The 18,285-nt window shown below is 68.8% G+C and carries 17 protein-coding genes; 10 read left to right on the plus strand and 7 right to left on the minus strand.

Annotation, left to right across the window (positions count from 1 at the left end):
• Window positions 1-26 precede the first annotated feature (26 nt).
• Window positions 27-1,190 (minus strand): C45 family autoproteolytic acyltransferase/hydolase, encoded by a 1,164-nt coding sequence (locus KV397_RS16090; RefSeq protein WP_153243299.1) that lies wholly within the window; start codon window positions 1,188-1,190, stop codon window positions 27-29.
• Between KV397_RS16090 and KV397_RS16095 the strand changes: the two genes are divergently transcribed.
• The gene (locus KV397_RS16095) at window positions 1,165-2,181 is read left to right on the plus strand and encodes a MurR/RpiR family transcriptional regulator (protein WP_261811738.1); all 1,017 of its coding nucleotides are present in this window, start codon (window positions 1,165-1,167) and stop codon (window positions 2,179-2,181) included. The genes KV397_RS16090 and KV397_RS16095 overlap by 26 nt on opposite strands.
• A gap of 113 nt (window positions 2,182-2,294) precedes the next feature.
• On the opposite strand, the gene KV397_RS16100 is transcribed toward KV397_RS16095, so the two are convergent.
• The 4 genes from KV397_RS16100 to KV397_RS16115 all read right to left on the minus strand — a co-directional run bounded on the left by KV397_RS16100 (window position 2,295) and on the right by KV397_RS16115 (window position 7,117).
• Complete coding sequence (locus tag KV397_RS16100) at window positions 2,295-3,200, minus strand: glycine betaine ABC transporter substrate-binding protein (protein WP_047523882.1); 906 nt, start codon at window positions 3,198-3,200, stop codon at window positions 2,295-2,297.
• Between the two features lie 58 nt (window positions 3,201-3,258).
• Window positions 3,259-4,263 carry an ABC transporter permease gene (locus tag KV397_RS16105; protein WP_047523881.1) on the minus strand — a complete coding sequence of 335 codons (1,005 nt, stop codon included), beginning with the start codon at window positions 4,261-4,263 and terminating at the stop codon, window positions 3,259-3,261.
• A complete protein-coding gene (locus KV397_RS16110) occupies window positions 4,263-5,564 on the minus strand; it encodes a quaternary amine ABC transporter ATP-binding protein (RefSeq protein WP_256535513.1) in 1,302 nt (433 codons plus the stop codon). The genes KV397_RS16105 and KV397_RS16110 overlap by 1 nt, the downstream gene beginning before the upstream one ends.
• A gap of 353 nt (window positions 5,565-5,917) precedes the next feature.
• Window positions 5,918-7,117 carry a class I SAM-dependent methyltransferase gene (locus KV397_RS16115; protein WP_261811739.1) on the minus strand — a complete coding sequence of 400 codons (1,200 nt, stop codon included), beginning with the start codon at window positions 7,115-7,117 and terminating at the stop codon, window positions 5,918-5,920.
• Between the two features lie 104 nt (window positions 7,118-7,221).
• Between KV397_RS16115 and KV397_RS16120 the strand changes: the two genes are divergently transcribed.
• From KV397_RS16120 to KV397_RS16135, 4 genes are all read left to right on the plus strand, one after another.
• A complete protein-coding gene (locus KV397_RS16120) occupies window positions 7,222-7,611 on the plus strand; it encodes a GntR family transcriptional regulator (protein ID WP_047523878.1) in 390 nt (129 codons plus the stop codon).
• Window positions 7,608-8,522 carry an ABC transporter ATP-binding protein gene (locus KV397_RS16125; protein WP_261811740.1) on the plus strand — a complete coding sequence of 305 codons (915 nt, stop codon included), beginning with the start codon at window positions 7,608-7,610 and terminating at the stop codon, window positions 8,520-8,522. The genes KV397_RS16120 and KV397_RS16125 overlap by 4 nt, the downstream gene beginning before the upstream one ends.
• Window positions 8,522-9,208, plus strand: coding sequence for a hypothetical protein (locus KV397_RS16130; protein ID WP_153243297.1), 687 nt, complete (start codon window positions 8,522-8,524; stop codon window positions 9,206-9,208). The genes KV397_RS16125 and KV397_RS16130 overlap by 1 nt, the downstream gene beginning before the upstream one ends.
• 148 nt (window positions 9,209-9,356) lie before the next feature.
• Window positions 9,357-10,466 (plus strand): FUSC family protein, encoded by a 1,110-nt coding sequence (locus tag KV397_RS16135; protein WP_153243296.1) that lies wholly within the window; start codon window positions 9,357-9,359, stop codon window positions 10,464-10,466.
• A gap of 5 nt (window positions 10,467-10,471) precedes the next feature.
• Here the strand turns inward: KV397_RS16135 and KV397_RS16140 are convergent, their stop codons facing one another.
• Window positions 10,472-11,065, minus strand: a complete 594-nt coding sequence (locus tag KV397_RS16140) for a winged helix-turn-helix domain-containing protein (protein WP_131492866.1) — start codon at window positions 11,063-11,065, stop codon at window positions 10,472-10,474.
• A 74-nt stretch (window positions 11,066-11,139) separates the two neighbouring features.
• Here KV397_RS16140 and KV397_RS16145 point away from each other — a divergent pair, with 74 nt between their 5' ends.
• Window positions 11,140-12,438 (plus strand): MFS transporter, encoded by a 1,299-nt coding sequence (locus tag KV397_RS16145; protein ID WP_261811741.1) that lies wholly within the window; start codon window positions 11,140-11,142, stop codon window positions 12,436-12,438.
• 29 nt (window positions 12,439-12,467) lie between these two features.
• Here the strand turns inward: KV397_RS16145 and KV397_RS16150 are convergent, their stop codons facing one another.
• A complete protein-coding gene (locus KV397_RS16150) occupies window positions 12,468-12,686 on the minus strand; it encodes an SCO4848 family membrane protein (protein WP_047523874.1) in 219 nt (72 codons plus the stop codon).
• 121 nt (window positions 12,687-12,807) lie between these two features.
• Here KV397_RS16150 and KV397_RS16155 point away from each other — a divergent pair, with 121 nt between their 5' ends.
• From KV397_RS16155 to KV397_RS16170, 4 genes are all read left to right on the plus strand, one after another.
• The gene (locus KV397_RS16155; protein ID WP_261811742.1) at window positions 12,808-13,434 is read left to right on the plus strand and encodes an RNA polymerase sigma factor; all 627 of its coding nucleotides are present in this window, start codon (window positions 12,808-12,810) and stop codon (window positions 13,432-13,434) included.
• A complete protein-coding gene (locus KV397_RS16160; protein ID WP_153243294.1) occupies window positions 13,431-13,886 on the plus strand; it encodes a hypothetical protein in 456 nt (151 codons plus the stop codon). Before KV397_RS16155 ends, KV397_RS16160 begins: the two co-directional genes overlap by 4 nt.
• Window positions 13,887-13,942: 56 nt before the next feature.
• Window positions 13,943-15,511 (plus strand): S8 family peptidase, encoded by a 1,569-nt coding sequence (locus KV397_RS16165; RefSeq protein WP_261811743.1) that lies wholly within the window; start codon window positions 13,943-13,945, stop codon window positions 15,509-15,511.
• 227 nt (window positions 15,512-15,738) lie between these two features.
• The gene (locus tag KV397_RS16170; RefSeq protein ID WP_261811744.1) at window positions 15,739-18,189 is read left to right on the plus strand and encodes a CHAT domain-containing protein; all 2,451 of its coding nucleotides are present in this window, start codon (window positions 15,739-15,741) and stop codon (window positions 18,187-18,189) included.
• Window positions 18,190-18,285: the final 96 nt, after the last annotated feature.

Genomic DNA, 18,285 nt, shown 5'->3' on the forward strand with positions numbered 1-18,285 from the left:
ACGCTATCTCCTCGTGTTTCAGTCTGTCAGTGGGTGGGGTCGTAGAGATTCCAAGGCAGCACCTCGTAGTCGGTCTCGCACGGGAACCCGTTCGCGACGCGGTACTCACCGGTCGTCAGATCGACACAGCTCGAGAGGAGCGTCGACCACTGCTTCACCGGAGGACTGTCAGGGTGCGGATGTGTACAGACCCCTTCGGGGAAACCGATGTGATCCGACATCGCCTCGCGGACGAATGCGTAACTCTCCTCGGGTGACTCCGCCATCGCCACCCTGGCGAGTCCTGCCTCGACACGCGGCAGACGGAGCAGCGAGTCCGCGGATACCGGGAGGTAGGACCCGGCGAGCTGCGGGGGCACGGATGCTTGGAAGTGGTTGGTGTGGGCGATCACACCGCGTTCGGGATAGATCCAATCCACACCGCTCGGCGTGGTCTCGAGATCGATGCCGAATCCGCTGCGGTCGGCGAGCAGGGCGTTGCTCGCGATATGGGGCCGCGTCTTGACGAGCGTCCTGAGCGCACTCGCGATATCGCCCTGGTCGAGGACGAGTCGACGGATCAAGGTCTGCGGCACTCCGACCGCATTGCCGAAACTTCCACCGAGACCATTGGCATTGAGCGAGATCCCCGCGGAGTTGGCTCCGTGGCGGCCCACCTGACCGGCCTCGACCTGCATGATCACCGTGGGAAGCGGATCCTGCACGACGCGGACGATGAGGGTCGTACCCGCTGTACGCGTGCGCCAATCCCAGTTCTGTCCGACGAGGGTGTGCCCCGTGCCGCTGCCCTCCCCAGTCAGGAAGAAGGATGTGCACCCGTCGACCGCATCACGTTCGTCATCGTCGACCCGTGCCGCCGCGGTCACACCTTTCGCGGGGCTCTGGTGGTCGTAGACGAACTCCCCACGCACGTTCAAGGTGAGGATCTCGGCGAAGGAGACGCCCGCTCCCTCGGCGATCCCGCGCATCTCCTCGATCAGATGCGGGGCGATCTGCTCGCTGATCGGAAGCCACTGCGAGACGGACGCCGTGATCTCGGCCCAGCTCATCCCCGTCTGCTGGGTCAACGCTTCCCTGTAGTACTCCAGCGACCCTGCGATGAGGTCAGCCGCGGCGTCCCCGTAGAGGCGCCCACGTTCGCGCGGTGCTCCACTGATCTCGATCATGCGGATCGGCGTCGTAGCCGGCATGGGACCTCCCTGTCTGCTGAGTCTGTTGCGGAAAGTCGATGCACCCTGGATGATTGAAACATCCGTTACGGATGATGCGCCTCTCGAACAGAATGATACAGCAATGGAACCGTTTGTAACAAGTGATACAGATAATCCCGCGCTCTCCGGCCTCCGTGCGCGCATCGCCCGCACATGGAACGACCTCTCGAAGTCAGAACGAGCCGTCTGCCGCGTCCTCTCATCGACCTCGGCCGAGCACATCCTCTACGCGAGCGCCGCCGAGCTCGGCACCCAGAGCGGCACCTCGAACGCCTCGGTCGTCCGCACCCTGCAGAAGCTCGGGTACTCGGGCCTCTCGCACTTGAAACAGGAGGTCGCGGCCCCCTTCTCCAGCAGCGTCTCCCCCGAGGTACGGCTCAAGACGCGCATCGAGCACATCGGGCAGGATCTCGCCCGCATCCAGCAGGAAACCTGGGACGAGGCCGCATCACTCATCGAACTCGCCCGCACATCGAACGACGACGACGCGTACTCCGCGGCGATCACGCTGCTCATGCGCGCCGAGAGCATCTACTGCTACGGCCTCGGCGCCTCCGGCATCGCCGCCGAGAATCTCGCACTGCGCCTGCGGCGTACGGGCCTCACCACGCGGCGGCTCAGCACGGACGGCTTCCGCCTCGCCGATGAGGTCATGAATCTCGGGGCGAAGGACATCCTCGTCATCTTCGCGCCTGGGCGAGTGACCCGTGATATCGACGTGCTCCTGGATCACGCGCAGTTGATGGGCGCCGGCGTCATCCTCGTGACCGACGAACTCCATGACCGGCTCTCGTCACGCGTCGATACGATCCTGACCGCACCGCACACCCCGACGGGACTGACGTCTGAGAGCCTTTCGGCCATTCTGATCTCGGACGTGCTGGTGCAGGGCATCTCTGCCGTCGCGCCAGACGCGGCATTGCGCTCCTCGCAGCTGCTCAACGATGTTCGAGCCCGCTTGGGCTACTGACTCCCGCCCCCGAACGCAGAAGCTCCCGTCGCACTCCTGCCGCCCGGCGGACCGGGACGACAGAGAGTGCGACGGGAGCGAACCCTTGACGGGGAAGTGCGACCTGGATCAGGTCAGCTGGTGACGGTCCAGTCGAACTCGTCGCCGTACTCCTTCAGCCACGCGTCGACCGCGTCGGCTTCCTTGCCCTCGCCGTACTCGTTGACCACGAGGTCTTCGAGTGCGCCGTACTGGGCGTCGTCGAGCTTGATCTTCCCGATCAGCTCCGCAGCCTCGGGGAACTCCTCGGCGAAGCCCTTGGTTCCCAGGAAGTGCAGGCCCTCGGCCTCGCCCATGGCACCCATCGGGTCTTCGAGGTCCTTCATGCCGAAGGCGTCGTTGGCCCAGAACGGACGCCACAGCGTGACGACGAGGTCCTCCTGCTTGTCGGTCGCGGTCTTCAGCTCGGTGAGCATCGCGGCGGTCGACGAGGTGACGAGCTGGTACTCGCCGTCGAGGCCGTACTCGGGGATCATCTTCTCGGTCTGAGCGGTGAGGCCCGCACCCGGCTCGATGCCGATGATCTTGCCGTCGAACTCGGCACCCTTGCCCTTGAGGTCCTCGATCGAGTTCAGCTCGGAGTACTCCGGCACCGCGATCGTGAGCTTGGCGTTGTCGTAGTACGTGCCGATGTCCTCGATGTCGTCGCCGTACTCCTCCATGTAAGAGGCGTGCGTCAGCTCGGGCCAGGCCGAGGGGTACATGTCGACGTCACCCTGCGCAAGGCCGGTGTAGAGCGGCCCCGCCTCGGTCAGCGTCTTCATCTCGACCGTGTAGCCGATCTTCTCGAGCTGGTCCTGCAGCAGGTACGCGGTGCTGAGGCCGTCGGTCCACGAGGGCAGGAAGCCCAGCGTGATGGTGCCCTTGTCGTCGGCGTTGCTGTCGCCGCCCGTGCCGCCTGCACCGTCGCCGCTGCAACCCGCGAGGGTGAGCGATGCGGCGATGCCGACTGCGGTGAGTGCAAGGATCTTCTTCTTCATGTGATTTCTCTCTCTCAGTTCCGTATGGGTGTTGTTCCGTAGGAGTTATGGATAGTGCTCAGAGGGGGCCGCCGCCGACAGCGCTGCGTCGAGGAGCGACCGTCTCGCGCTCCGCCTGATCCGCGGCATCCTTCCGGTCGGCGTCCTTCTCGGAGGCGGGGGCGGATGCTGTTCCGCTCCCTCCGCCGTTCGGCGTGCGGAGTCGCTCGATCATGCTGAGCAGCGAGGAGCGGTTCTCGCCGGGTGCCCCCAGCGCCGCCGTGACGCGGTCGAGGAAGACCGCGATCAGCACGACGCCGAGACCGGCCTCGACGCCCTTCGGGATGTTGATCGTCGAGATCGCCTCGACCACCATCTTCCCGAGTCCGTCCGCGCCCGCCATTCCGGCGATGACCGCCATCGACAGGGCGAGCATGATGACCTGGTTGACGCCGGCCATGATGGTCGGCATCGCGAGCGGGAGCTGGATGCCGCGCAGGATCTGCCCCGGCTTCGCACCGAACGCCTGTCCGGCCTCGACGGTCTCGGAGTCGACTCCGCGGATGCCGAGCTCGGTCAGACGCACGCCCGGGGGCAGCGCGAAGATCACGGTGGCCACGAGGCCGGGCACCACGCCGATGCCGAAGAACACGATCGCAGGGATCAGGTACACGAACGCCGGCATGGTCTGCATGAAGTCGAGCACGGGCTTGAGCACCGCACGCACGGTGGCGTTGCGCGCCGACCAGATGCCCAGCGGCACGGCGATCAGCACGGCGATCACGGCCGCGACGAGCACGAGCGCGAGGGTCTGCATCGCGGGAACCCAGAGGTCCATCCCGACGATCAGTCCGAACGACACGATCGTGCCGAGCGCGAGCTGCCAGGACCGCACGATCCACGCGATGAGCGCGGCGATGACGATGATGACCGGGAAGCTCGGCGTGAGGAGGATGGTCGTCAACCCGTCGACGAGGAACCTCATCACGAACGAGATCGCGTCGAGCAGTCCGTCGAGGTTGTCCTTGATCCAGTCGACGACCGATTCGATCCAGGTCCCGATGGGAATGCGGAATCCGTCCATCAGCGCACCTCCTCCGTCGTCGGGGCATCCGCCGGTTCAGCGGTCCACCCGTCATCGAGCACCGCATCGATCTCGGCCTGCGGCATGGGCATCATCGGGAGGGTGATCTCCTCGGTCGCGCCCGGACCGGGGCCCAGCGCCGCGAGCAGGGTCACGCGGGGGATCACACCGACCAGTCGACCTTCGGCATCCGTCACGGCGAGCGGCAACGGCGACTCGACGGCGGGCACGAACAGGTTCATCAGCACGTCGTCTTCACGCACGCTCTGCGGCACCGGCTTGACGACGGAGTCGAGGGTGGTCGCGCCCTGGCGGACGAGCTTGACCGCGTCACGGTCGGTCACGACGCCGACCAGCTGCCGGTCGCGACCCACCACGTAGGTCGCCGACATGTAGGCATCGCGCATCTGGCGCAGGGCCGTGCGGGGGCCCGCGGTGTGCGGCACGACGGGGCGCGGACGCTCCATCACGTTGGCCGCGGTGAGAACGCGGGCACGGTCCACATCCTGCACGAACTGCTCGACGTAGTCGTTCGCCGGGTCCATCAGGATGTCCTCGGGCGTACCGATCTGCACGATGCGACCGTCGCGCATCACGGCGATCCGGTCCCCGAGGAACATGGCCTCGTTCAGGTCGTGCGTGATGAACACGATCGTCTTCTGGAGCTTCTGCTGCAGTTCGAGCAGCTGCTCCTGCATCTCGCGGCGGATCAGCGGGTCGAGCGCGCTGAACGCCTCATCCATCAACAGGATGTCGCTGTCGGCGGAGAGCGCCCGGGCGATGCCGACGCGCTGCTGCATTCCACCGGACAGCTCGGAGGGAAGCTTGTCGCCCTGACCCTCGAGACCGACCAGGGCGAGGATCTCCTCCGCCTTGGCCAAGCGCTCGGCCTTGGGCGTGCCCTTGAGCTCGAGAGGGTAGGCGACGTTCGCCGCGACCGTGCGGTGCGGCAGCAGGGCGAAGTGCTGGAAGACCATCGAGATGCGGTCGCGACGGATCTCGCGAAGCTTCGAGGCCGGGATTCCGGTGATCGGGTCGCCGTTCACCGTGACGGAGCCGTCGGTCACATCATGCAGGCCGTTGAGCATGCGGATGATGGTGGACTTGCCCGATCCGGACAGGCCCATGATGACGAAGATCTCCCCGCGGTTCACGGTGAAGCTGGCGTCGATGACCGCTGCGGTGCCGGCGTCGGTCACGGCGGCTCGGCTCTCACCAGCCTTCAGGCGACGGACGGCGGTGTTCGGATTCTTACCGAAAACCTTGTATAGATTGCGCGCTTCGAGAGCGATTTCGGACACGTTTCCCCTGCGGCTCGCCTTCGGGTGGCTGAGCCTGCTTCGGTTACGTCCGGGTGATGCTCTCGAGGCCGTTCGACATGTCTGCTGTGGCGGCACAGACGGTGGATTTCGGATCCACCGCGATAGAGCATCGACCGTACGCCCACGCCTCTTCGCAGCACAGCTCATCGAAAGAAGGACGTGATCGCGGACTGGTCTTCGGGCCGTCAGGCCCACGTTCCAACGTAACGAAATGGCCGATCAGGGGCAAATCCCGGCGGTGTGACCACGTTCTTTTTCTTCCGCTGACCGGGGGATTGCACAGGTATCCAACGATCGCATAACGGGCATTCATCGAGGGTCGAAACGCGCGCTCAGCGGCCCCGGACGCTGCGGGTCACAGTGAACTTCGGGGTGCGTCGGAGCTGCTCGGTGGCGCCGATCAGACGCGTCAGTTCGGCGCGGTACCCGAGGGAGGAGTTGTAGACCGTGAAGAGCTCGCCACCCGGTCGGAGCACGCGGGCCGCGGCGTCGAAGAGGCGGGTGGCGGCGCCCGTGTGGATGCTCGTGCCGAGGTGGAAGGGCGGGTTCAGCAGGACGATGTCGAACGAGCCGTCCGGCAGCTCGGACCCTGCGTCGTCATGCATGACCGTGACGCGGTCGGCCACCCCGTTCGCGGACGCCGTCGCTCGCGCAGATGCCACGGCTGCGGCCGAGCGGTCGGTCGCGGTCACCCGCGCCTCCGGATGTGCGAGGGCGAACGAGAAGCCGAGCGCGCCGGTACCGCAACCGAGATCGAGCACGCGTGGCCCCTCCGTCGCGTTCACAACTCCGGAAGAATCCTCGCCGCCCGCCCCGATCGGGCCGTTTCGGGTCTGATTCCCGCCATCTTTGAGGAGTTGTGAACCACCCAGACCGAGCACTTCGCACAGCACCCGCGTGCCGATGTCGAGACGAGCGCCCGCGAACGCGCCACCGTGGGCGACCAGGGTCAGCCCATCGTGCTGCGCCGTCACGGGGAACGGCGGATCCGCGGGGACGGGAAGGGGTCCCGACGCGTCGATCAGCCGGGACTTCCGCTCGGCGCGCTGCGCCTGCACGTGCGCGAAGCTCCGCCCCAGCACCTCGTTCTGGGTGAGTGTCATGTGCTTCACCCGGCCGCCGGCCACGAGGACCACGTCGGGCGCGGCCCAGCGTGCGACGGCATCCGCGATCTCCTCGAGCTCCGCCAGTGATTTCGGGAGCTGCAGCACCACGAGACGCGCACCGTCGAGCAGCGCGGGTTCGAGTTCGTGCGAGACGAACCCCGTGATCCCGAGCTCTTCGGCGTTCCGCTGCAGTGCGCGGCGCCCCGTCGCGAGGTCCTGGTGGACCCGGACACCGTCGAGTCCGGCGTCCGTGAGCGCCAGGGTGATCGCACCGAAGCCGTCACCGATGACCACGGTCTCGGACCCCGGAGCACCGAAGGCGCGCGCCCGGTCGACGAGCAGCTCATCCGTGGCATCGTGCGCCTGGAGGTTGTCCGCCTCGACATCGGGCCAGCGGCGCAGGCGGCTGTAAGGGAACTCCGACACCAGCCCACTGTACGCGCGGACGAGGTCGGCGAAGGGGTTGACATCGATCGAGGTTCTATGGTTACTTAGTCGAGTAAGTAACCCACTAACCACGCGGAGGACTCGTGATCGAAGAAGGCAAGCCGCTCTTCCTCCAGATCGCCGAGCAGATCGAGGACTCGATCGTCGACGGCTCGCTCGCCGAAGAGGCGCAGGCCCCTTCCACGAACGAGCTGGCCGCGTTCTACCGGATCAACCCCGCCACCGCAGCCAAGGGAGTCGCCATGCTCACCGACAAGGGAGTGCTCTACAAGCGCCGAGGCATCGGCATGTTCGTCGCCGAAGGCGCCAGGGACCTGCTCCTCGGCGAGCGCCGCGCCGCCTTCGCCGACCGCTACATCGACCCGCTCCTCGCCGAAGCCCGCACGCTCGGGCTCGGCGCCGAAGACCTCGCGGACCTGCTCCGGCAGCGCGCCGCACACACCACCGACGCAGAAGGGAAGACCCCCGCATGACCACCGTCATCGAGGTGCAGAACCTCAGCAAGCGCTACAAGGAGAAGCGAGCACTCGACAATGTGTCGCTCGCGATCGAGGGAGGCGCGATCTACGGCCTGCTCGGCCGCAACGGCGCCGGCAAGACGACCCTCATGTCGATCCTCACGGCGCAGAACTTCGAGTCCTCCGGCACCGTCACGGTGTTCGGCGAGCACCCCTACGAGAACGCGCACGTGCTCAGCCGCATCTGCTTCGTGCGCGAAAGCCAGAAGTACCCGGACGACGCCTATCCGAAGCACGCTTTCAAGGCCGCGAGCCTGTTCTTCCCGAACTGGGACCAGGCGCTCGCCGATGAGCTCATCCACGAGTTCCAACTCCCGATGAAGCAGACGATCAAGAAGCTCTCCCGCGGTCAGCTCTCGGCCGTCGGGGTCATCATCGGACTCGCCTCGCGCGCCGAGATCACCTTCTTCGACGAGCCCTACCTCGGCCTCGACGCCGTCGCCCGGCAGATCTTCTACGACCGTCTGGTCGAGGACTACGCCGAGCACCCGCGCACCGTCATCCTCTCGTCCCACTTGATCGATGAGGTGTCCAACCTGATCGAGAAGGTGATCGTGATCGACAACGGTCAGATCCTCCTCCACGAAGACACGGACGCCGTGCGCGACCGCGCCGTGACCGTCGTGGGCGATGCCGCGAAGGTCGACGCCTGGGTCGGCGACCGCGAAGTGCTGCACCGCGAGGCGCTGGGCCGCGTGGCCTCCGTCACCGTCCTCGGCACCGTATCGGCGGAGGAGCGCGCGGAGATCACGGCCTCCGGACTCGACCTCGCCCCGGTCTCGCTGCAGCAGCTGATCGTGCGTCTCACCCAGAAGGCCGAGGCCGGCTTCCCGAGATCGGCCACCACGAAAGAGGAGGTGCGCTGATGCGACGCACGCTCAACGTCATCCGCCTGCAGATGATCAATCGACAGACCTTCATCTGGGTCCCGCTGATCATCCTCGCCGGAGCAACCCTGATCTCGGTGCTGATCTATGCGATGATCCCGGGCGACTCCCCCAAGTACGGCGGCGGCGGCCAGGCACCCCTCTGGTACTTCTTCGCCATCGGCCTCTCGGCCATGACGCTCACCTTCCCGTTCTCCCAAGCGATGAGCATCACGCGTCGTGAGTTCTTCTTCGGCACGATGCTGACGGCGGTCCTCGCCAGCACGTTCATGGGCGTCCTGTTCCTGATCGGCGGGGGCATCGAGGTCGCCACGAACGGCTACGGCGTGAACGGTTGGCTGTTCTACCTCCCGTGGCTGTGGGAGGCCGGCCCGCTCGGCGCATTCGTCGTCTACTTCGCCCTCGCACTGTTCTTCTTCGTGGTCGGGTTCACGGGAGCCACGATCTACAAGAGCTGGGGCCTGATGGTGCTGACGATCGTGTGGATCACGCTGGCGCTCGTACTCGTCGGCCTGGTCTACCTCGTGACCCGGCTCGAGCTGTGGGATCAGGTCGGGGCAGGGATCGGCGACCTCGGAGCCGTCGGCCTCGCGCTCTGGGGCCTCGTGGCCACCGCAGTTCTGATGGGCGTCTCGTTCCTCGCCTTCCGGAGGGCGATCCCCTAGCGATCCACCCGCCGTCGACGCCGATCGCCCTCCTCGGGCGGTCGGCGTCTTCGCGCGCTACCGGCGCGTGCCCGTCGACGCAAGCCTGTCGCGGGCACGACGTCGACCGCATACTGTCGCGGTGTCCGCCGTCCGAGGAGAAGATGCCGTGACCCCGAGCCGACCCCGACTCCCCGCGCGACGCGTCGGAATCGCCCGTGCCCTGCACGACGCGGTCCGTCCGGCGCGGCTGCTGTTGGTGGCCAAGACCGCCCTCGCAGTGGCACTCGCGTGGCTGATCGCTCCGCACATGCCGGGAGTCACGCAGGAGTATCCGTACTACGCACCCCTCGGCGCGCTCGTGAGCATGTACCCCACCCTGATGGGATCCGCGAGGTCGAGCCTGCAGACGCTCCTGGGACTCGCCACCGGGATCGGACTCGCCACCGTGGTCGTGCTGACCGTCGGACCCAACTGGTGGACGATCCCCCTCGTCGTCGCGATCGGGGTGCTGCTCTCGGGCACGGGCTGGTTCGGGGTCGGACGCGAGTACGTGCCGATGGCGGCGCTCTTCGTGCTGATCATCGGCGGGCAGAACGCCGACGACTACTCGCTCGGGTACCTGACGCAGACCGCGGTCGGAGTGGTGATCGGGCTGGTCGTGAACGTGGCGATCGCCCCGGCGCCTCTCACCGTGGCCGCGGCGGGGCAGCTGGCGGCGTTCCGGGAGCAGTTGGCGACGCACCTGCACGACATCGGCTCGGCGGTCTCCACGTCGTGGCCTCCCGAGAACGAGCAGTGGGCGGAGGACGCGGAGTCGCTCGCCGACACCTCGGCCGAGCTCCGGGCAGCGCTGGCGGAGGCCGAGGAGAGCAGGCGGGGCAACCCCCGCGCGCGCGGGCATCGCACCCGTGTTCAGGCGAGCTTTGCGGAGCTCGCCGCGCTCGATCGCATCGCCCACCTGATCCGCGACATCGCCGACGGGATCGCCGACACCATCTGGGACCGACCCGCGGGCATCACCCTCGACGCCGCGCTGCCCGAGCCTCTCTCCGCCGCCTGCCATGCGGTGGCGGACGTGATCGCGCGGGGCGATGCGTCATCGAGTGAGGATCACCGCGCACGTGAGGACGCGGCACGGGCGATCCGGATCCTCCTGGAGGTCATCGACGAACGCACGGTCGATGTGCGTCGCACGATGGGACCGGGGGTGCTCACCACGATGCACCTGCGTCGCATCCTGATCCTGAGTGGCACTCCCCGCACGGAGCCGGCGTAGCCGCGTCAGATGGAGTCGTCGGCGGCGATCAGATCCAGCTGCCAGTAGCGGCCATCCGGATCACTGCTGTCATGCGCCTCGCCCGCCGCATCCAGCACCTTGCCGAAGCTCGCCATGGCTTCCTCGAACTCGGCCTGGGTCAAGCGGATGGTGCGCTGCGTGAAGGAGGCGTGCACTTCGGTGGTGCGTCCGGCGACGTACTCGGGCGTCCACGCCATGACGCGTCGCACCAGATCCTGGTGGTCTTCGACCAGGGCGGCGACGACCGCGAGCCGAAGCTCGTCGTCGGCGACCGGGCTCTCCGGGCCGCCGACATTGAGCGCGCCGTTGCGCCCCGTCCACACCCGATCCCGCCGATCGCGGGCCTTGTCGGGCGCCTCCTCGATCAGACCTGCCTCGAAGAGCGCGCGCAGGTGGAAGCTGGCACTGTTGGCGGGCACTCCGAGCTCGGCGGCGATGTCGGCGGCACGGAGGAAGTCGCGCCGTGAGAAGAGGCGGATCATCTGGCGCCGAAGCGGATGCGAGTAGGCCTTGAGCATGGCCGTCGTCATCCAGACCGGATCTTCGCTCGTGCCCTTCTTCGCGCCGTCCTCCGTCATGTGCCGATCCTACCCGCGCCGTAAATTGCGCAATGATACTTGCGCAATTGTTCTTGCGCATCTAATCTCGACGCATGACCACCCGGACCGCGCCGCACCGCCTCTGGCAGAACACCCGGTATCTCACCTGGCTCGTGAGCGACACGAGCAAGGGCCTCGCCGCCGCACTCTTCGGCTTCGCGATCCCGCTGCTGGCCCTGATCGTCACGAACGACCCCGCCCAGGCAGGCATCATCGGTGGCGCGGGCATGATCGCGCGTCTGCTGATGACGCTCGCCGGCGGCGTGCTCGCCGATCGACACCGGCGCATCGCCCTGATGCTCCTCGGCTCCGTGATCGGCATCGTGCTCGCGGGCGGCTTCACCCTCCTCGCCCTCGGAGACGCCCTGACCTTCGGCTCGCTCCTCGTGATCGACGTCCTGTTGGCCGCACGCAGCGGTCTGTTCGACGTCGCCGGCGAGAGCGCGATCAAGGAGATCGTGCCCGACGAGGCGATGGGACGCGCCCAGGCCGCGAACCAGGGTCGGGATGCGGCCCTCCAGCTCGCGGGCGGCCCCCTCGGCGGTCTGCTCCTGGGCGTCGGCGGATGGCTCGTCGGCGTGGCGATGACCCTGTGCCACGCGATCGCCGCTCTGACCGCCTGGGTGCTCGGACGCCAGGCCCGCCGCGCCGGGGTGGTCGACGAGGGTGCCGCGCAAGACGACTCCGCCGCCCCCGCCGCGAGGAAGCCGAACGCGTGGGCCGAGCTGCGCGAGGGGTTCCGGTGGCTGTTCTCCCGCCCCGACCTCCGCGGGGTGCTGTTGATCACCACGATCATCAACCTCGGCTTCAACGCCGCGATCACGACCGTCATCTACGCACTCCAGCAGGAGGGCTACCCGGCGTTCGTGATCGGCACCCTCTCCGCGTCGATCGGCGCGGTGATGCTCGTCGGCGCCGCCTGCGCACCGATGCTCGTGCCGCGCATCCGGGCCGGAGTGCTCACGATCGCGGGACTCGCCGTGGTCGCGGGAGGTGCGGTCGCACTGTCGACGGTCGGCGAGCCGTGGGCCATCGCGCTCGTGCTGGGCGCATCCGTCCTGCTGCTCCCCTCCCTCAACGCCGCGATGCTGGGCTACTTCATGGTCGCGACCCCGAGCGCACTCCTCGGTCGCGCCAACAGCGCCGCCGGCGTGCTCGCGATGGGCGCCATGCCGCTCGCCCCTCTGGTCGCGGGATTCGGACTCGCCTGGATCGGACGTGAGGGGACGCTGCTGATCTGCGCCGCGCTGTGCCTGGTGTCCGTGATCCTCGCGGTCGGCAACCGCGCACTGCGGGCCCTGCCCGTCGAGTCGGGCTGGGCGACGCACGCCGAGCAGTTCGAATCCGCCTGACTCCTTCGCGGATCGGGGCGCCGGAGCGTCTAGAACGCGCCGGCGAGAGCCGCGATGCCGGCGATCACCGAGGCGAGGGCGAGCGCGAGGGCGATCGCGATGAGGACGACGTGCACCGTGAGGAACGGCGTGGCCTTGCCGTTCTCGTCCCGCGCCCGCGGATCCTTGGCGACCCGCTTGTAGAACTGCGGCCAGACGACGGCGTTGAAGGCGGCGTTGAGGAAGAGCAGAACGGCGAGGAGAGTCACCCCTCAACGCTATCCGCCTCCGCCGCGGCCGCCGACCGGGGCGGAGCGAGGGTTTTTGGACTCGGACATGTATCAGAAAGCCCTTGCCGTGCTCCTGGTAGGTGTGATCACAATGGGCTTCATGATCGACGGTGCACCCGGCGCTGCGCTCGATCCTGCCTCGGACGACGGGCTCTCCCGATGGGAGCGCGCCGCGAACCTGTTCGGTGCATGGCGCGAGGGCAGCAGTCGCGCCATGGACGAGCTCGTACATCTCATGACACCCGTGCTGTGGCACGTGGTGCGGGCGTACGGGCTCGAACGCACGCTCGCGGAAGACGTCGTGCAGACGACCTGGCTGCAGCTGGTGCGCGGGCATGAATCGATCAGCGACCCCCGCGCCGTCTCCGCCTGGCTGACCACCACCGCCCGGCGCGAAGCCTGGAAGGTCGCGAAAGCGCACGGACGCGTCGACACCACCGACACCGACGACCTCGACACCCTCCTTCCCGAGCAGGCGTCTGCCGAAGAGCACGCGGCGCGCGGCGATGAGAACCGTCGGCTCTGGTCGGCCGTGCGCCGACTCAACGAGCGCTGTCAGAAGCTGCTGCGCGTGATCGCCTTCGAAGACCGACCCGACTACGCCCGGATCGCCGGCGACCTCGCCATGCCCATCGGCAGCATCGGCCCCACGCGGAACCGGTGCCTGGCCAAGCTGCGCGCCCTGCTGGACGCGCCACCGGCGGCGCAGACAGGGGGACTCGCATGACCGAGCACGAGGACGCCCAGATGTTCGCCCGACTCCGCACGCTGTGGAGCGAGGTCGATCCGATGCCGGCGGGACTGATCGACCGCATGGTCGCGGCGGTCGCCGCCGACGGTCTGAACCGCGAATACGCGCTGCTCACCCTGGTCGAAGGGGAGCTCGGCGCGGTGCGCGGCGAGGCCGATGCGCTGACCCTGCAGTTCAGCGACGGCTCGACGAGCATCCTGCTGCACGTCACACGGACGGCGTCCGGTCGGCGCCGCGTCGACGGGTGGGTCGACACCGCGGCGGCGGAGATCGTGCTGACCCAGGGCGAACGGACCCGATCGACCGCGCCCGAGGAGACGGGGCGCTTCGTGTTCGACGAGGTGCCGCCCGGGCTCACGCGCGTGCGGCTGACGACCCAGATCGGGGACGAGACGCGTACGCTCGCGACCCCGCAGTTCGAGCTGTGACCGCGGGCACCGCCCGTCGATGATGCCGCGGGGAGACCCGCACCGAGAGGATGACGATGGAGCAGCCCAAGGGATGGACCTGGCAGGACCGCGCAGAGGGATCGATCCGCCGGGGCACGGCACTCGATCCGAGCACGGAGCCGGTGGACGGGATCCGCGCCTATCCGACGGCCTACCTGCCAGAGCGACTGCTGATCACCCGCGTGCTCGGCGAGGATGAGGCCTACGACCGCGAGGTGCGCACTCTGCGTGACGCGGCGGACACCTTCGGCTGGCAGCTCGAGATCGAGGACGGCAGCCGCTCGGCGGTCGACGGCGAACTGGTTCCGGGCGTTCCCGGCTTCCTGCGCGCACGACTGCGGACTCCCGACGAACCGGTCCGCGGCGAATCACCCGTGGCACCCGACGCCTGGCGGGTGCTCCAGCGCGCCCGCCGCATGTCCCGCTCGACGATGCCGCGCACCAGCCTCGACCACGTGCTGTCGATCGACCCGGTCGGGCTCAATCCGTTCACCCGCACCAACCCCTTCACGCGGACGAACCCGTTCACCCGCACCAACCCGATCCGGGGCGCGGGCGCGGCCGGAGGCAGCGATGACTACCTCGAGCCGGGGCGAGGGGCACGACAGCCGGTGACCTGGCTGGGCCCGGCGCCCGTGCGCGGTGCCGCCCCGAAACGCGGGCGTCGACCCGTGGTCGCGGTGCTCGACACCGGATGCGGAGAGCATGCCTGGCTTCCCGCCGACATCGTCACCCGCACGATCGACCTCGACGGTGTGCCGGTGGGACTCACGGACGATGCCGACCCGGAACGCTACCCCGACCTCTACGGGCAGCTCGACGGCGAGATCGACGCGGTCGCAGGGCACGGCACCTTCATCGCGGGACTCGTGCGACAGACCGCGCCGGACGCCGACATCCTGTCGATCCGCGTGGCCGGTGCTCTCGGCGTGATCGACGAGAGCACCCTGCTGGAGACGATCGCGCAGGTCGTCACGCTCCTCAGCCGCCACCGCGCCGACCCGAAGACCGGCTTCCCGATCGACGTCCTCAACCTCTCGCTCAGCTACTACCACGAGACACCGACCGACGGCCTGTTCAGCCTCACCCTGTTCCAGTTGCTCGCCAAAGCCCGGGAACTCGGCTGCGTGGTCGTCTGCTCCGCGGGCAACGACGCGATCGACCGCCCCTCCTTCCCCGCGTCGCTCTGGCCCTGGCCGGGCGCGGACAACGGCATCCCCTCGGACCGGAACGCACCGCTCGTGTCGGTCGGGGCGCTGAATCCTTCCGCACGATCGGTGGCGCTGTTCTCGAACATCGGGCCGTGGGTGCAGGCCTATGCGCCCGGTGCCGCCGTGGTCAGCACCTCACCCGCGTTCGTCGGCGGCACCCAGGCGGCCTCCCGCGCGGATGTCGACGGCCTTCGCCGGGAGACGATCGACCCCGACGACTACCGGGGCGGGTTCGCGGTGTGGAGCGGAACGTCGTTCTCGGCGCCGTACGTCGCGGGGCGCATCGCCGCACAGCTGGGCACCGTACCGATCGGGGGCGTCACGCCGGGCGTCGCCGCGAAGGCGGTCGCCGCCGTCCTGAAGTCCCTCCCGACTCCCGTCGACCCGCACTGACGTGCCCCGCGCCGCACCGCCCGCACCGCCCGCACCGCCTCGCGGTACGGATGTCGGGGCGATTCACGGATGGCAGGGCGACACGCCGTCGCACGTCCGACATCCGTCCGTTCTCCCGACATCCGTCACTGATGTGCGGCCGGCTCTCCCGACATCCGTCACTGATGTGCGGCCGGCTCTCCCGACATCCGTAGCGAGACGTCCCCCGGGCAGGGCATTCTGGAGCGATGCCCCTGTCCGCGATCGAGCTGCACCGACGTGGCGTCGAGGCGGCGAACGCGAGGAGGTTCACACAGGCGCGGCGCGCGCTCGACACCGCCTCGGCACGCACCGACGACCCCGACCTGCGCGCACGGATCGACGGCACGGTGGCATACGTCCTCGCCCAGAAGGGGCAGCCCGCGGCGGCCGAGCAGCTGTGCCGGAACGCCCTGGGGCGCTCCGGGCTCCGCCCCGAGACGATCGCGGTGCTCAGCGGTCAACTCGGCACGCTCCTCATGCACGGCGGCCGACTCGCGGAGGCGGAGGCCATGCTCACCCGCGCGATCGACACGTTGACGGCGATCGGCGACGAGACGACCGAGCTCGCGAACTGCCTGCTGAACCGCTCCGTCGTGCGGATGCAGCAGCGCGAGCTGGAGACGTGCGCCGAGGACCTGCGTCGCGCCGTCGCGGTGTACGAGGCGAACGACGACGAGGGCCCGCTCGCCGAGGCCCGGCACAACCTCGGCTACGCGGCACTCCTCGGAGGCGACCTCGTCACCGCCCTCACGCAGATGACCCGTTCACGTCCGAAACTCGCGGCGACCAGCGACCTCGCCGCGGCGATCAGTGACCTGGATCGTGCCGAGGTGCTCCGCGATGCGGGGCTCACCACCGAGGCGGAGGCGCTGCTCGCCCAGGTCGCCGCCGAGTTCGGGGCGCAGCGGATGAGGCAGGCCAGAGGCGAGGCCGAGTTCCATCTCGCCCGCTCGCTGCTGCGCCACGACCCCGCCGCCGCGGAGCGGGCGGCCCGGACCGCGGCGCGGCGCTTCACCGCGCTCGCGAACCACGGATGGGCGGCCCGCGCCGACGCCGTGCGGCTGGAAGCAGGGCAGCGCGCCCACCCGCATCGCGCGATCGATGCGGACGAGTTCGACCGCGTCGCGAAGGCTCTCGACCGTGCAGGATTCCGCACCGAGGCGACCGGTCTGCGGCTGAGTGCCCGCCGAGACGGCCGCGGGCGCCTGCCCCAGCTCGACGAGAGCGCTCCGACCCCCCTCCGTCTGCGCGCCCAGGAAGTGCGGGCTGCGCGCGCCACCTCGGCCGGACGCGACCGGGAGGCGCTGCGTGCTGCCGCGGCCGGACTCGACCTCCTCACCACCTGGCAGCAGTCTTTCGGTGCGCTCGACCTGCAGGCGTCGGTGGCCATGCACGGCAGTGACCTGATGTTCGCGGGGCTCTCCGCCGCGGCGAGACTGAAAGAACCGGAGACCCTGTTCGAGTGGTCGGAACGCGCACGACACCTCAGCCAACAGGTCGCACCGGTCCGGCCCCCGCATGACGAATCCCTCGCCGTCGATCTGGCGGAACTGCGGATGCTGCGCGCCGAGCTCGCCGGCGCCGACTGGACCAGGGATGCCAGGGTGCGGGCCCTGCGCGACCGGGTGCGAGAACGCCAGTGGACCATGACCGGGTCCGGCGGCACCCGCGAACGACTCGACCTCACGGAGGCGACAGCGCGACTCGCCCCCGGCACCACGGTGCTCTCCTACGTGTTCACGGGTTCCACCCTGCACGGCATCGTCGTGACGTCTTCGGGAGCCACGGTCGTCGACCTGTCCTGGACGCGCGTGGAGGCGGCACTCGACGGTCTCCGCGCCGACCTCGACATGGCCGCGCTCACTCGTGGCGGGCTGATGGGGGCGGTGACGGAGCGGGCGCTCGCCTCCCGCCTGGCACTCCTCGATGCGGAGGTGCTCGCTCCCCTGCTTCGGGCGGCGCCCCCCGCGGATCGGCTGGCGATCACCGTTCCGGGCGCCCTCGCCGGGGTGCCGTGGGCGATGCTGCCCGGCATGATCGGCGTACCGTTCACGCTCGCCACGTCGGTGTCGCGCCTGCTGGGCGGACCCGCACGCGGCGACTCTCCTCCGCGGTCGATCGGTTTCGCCGCCGGGCCGCGGGTCGCTCGGGCAGGAGATGAGGTGTCGCGGGCAGCGGCAGCCTGGCGCGGCGCAGACCGGACGCCGGACATCCTGGAAGGCACGGAGGCGACCGTCGCGGCTGTGACCGAACTCGCGGCGCGCACCGACGTGCTGCACATCGCGGCGCACGGCCGGCACGCGGTGGACAACCCCCTGTTCTCGGGCTTCGAGCTCGTCGACGGCACCCTCTTCGGCTACGACGTCGACCTGATCCCACGCGTCCCCGCGACGGTGATCCTGTCGGCGTGCGAACTCGGCCGTTCCTCGGTGCGCTGGGGCGAGGAAGCGTTGGGCATGACCCGCGTCTGGCTGCACGCGGGTGCCGACTGCGTCATCGCCGCGCCCGTCGCGGTCCCGGATGACGTCGCCGCAGAACTGCTGAGCGCCGTGCACACCGAGCTCTCCGCCGGCGCGGCTCCCGCCGATGCGCTCACGCGGGCCGCCCTCGACACCGGCCACACCGCGCCGTTCCAGTGCCACGGCGATGGATTCTGACCTTTTTCTCCAATCGGTGTATCAGAACGGACGCCGCATGCTCCTGTTCTTCGGAAGGTGCCATGCGAAGGGCCTCGAAGGGAGAGGCGCGAGGGA

Origin of the sequence: Microbacterium aurugineum, assembly GCF_023101205.1 — a bacterium.
Taxonomy (GTDB): Bacteria; Actinomycetota; Actinomycetes; order Actinomycetales; family Microbacteriaceae; genus Microbacterium; species Microbacterium aurugineum.

Coding starts and splice junctions, on each gene's coding strand:
- KV397_RS16095 (WP_261811738.1), top strand. CDS start 1,165: ATGCGGATCGGCGTCGTAGCCGGCATGGGACCTCCCTGTCTGCTGAGT.
- KV397_RS16090 (WP_153243299.1), bottom strand. CDS start 1,190: ATGCCGGCTACGACGCCGATCCGCATGATCGAGATCAGTGGAGCACCG.
- KV397_RS16100 (WP_047523882.1), bottom strand. CDS start 3,200: ATGAAGAAGAAGATCCTTGCACTCACCGCAGTCGGCATCGCCGCATCG.
- KV397_RS16105 (WP_047523881.1), bottom strand. CDS start 4,263: ATGGACGGATTCCGCATTCCCATCGGGACCTGGATCGAATCGGTCGTC.
- KV397_RS16125 (WP_261811740.1), top strand. CDS start 7,608: ATGACCACCGTCATCGAGGTGCAGAACCTCAGCAAGCGCTACAAGGAG.
- KV397_RS16130 (WP_153243297.1), top strand. CDS start 8,522: ATGCGACGCACGCTCAACGTCATCCGCCTGCAGATGATCAATCGACAG.
- KV397_RS16140 (WP_131492866.1), bottom strand. CDS start 11,065: ATGACGGAGGACGGCGCGAAGAAGGGCACGAGCGAAGATCCGGTCTGG.
- KV397_RS16145 (WP_261811741.1), top strand. CDS start 11,140: ATGACCACCCGGACCGCGCCGCACCGCCTCTGGCAGAACACCCGGTAT.
- KV397_RS16155 (WP_261811742.1), top strand. CDS start 12,808: ATGATCGACGGTGCACCCGGCGCTGCGCTCGATCCTGCCTCGGACGAC.
- KV397_RS16160 (WP_153243294.1), top strand. CDS start 13,431: ATGACCGAGCACGAGGACGCCCAGATGTTCGCCCGACTCCGCACGCTG.
- KV397_RS16165 (WP_261811743.1), top strand. CDS start 13,943: ATGGAGCAGCCCAAGGGATGGACCTGGCAGGACCGCGCAGAGGGATCG.
- KV397_RS16170 (WP_261811744.1), top strand. CDS start 15,739: ATGCCCCTGTCCGCGATCGAGCTGCACCGACGTGGCGTCGAGGCGGCG.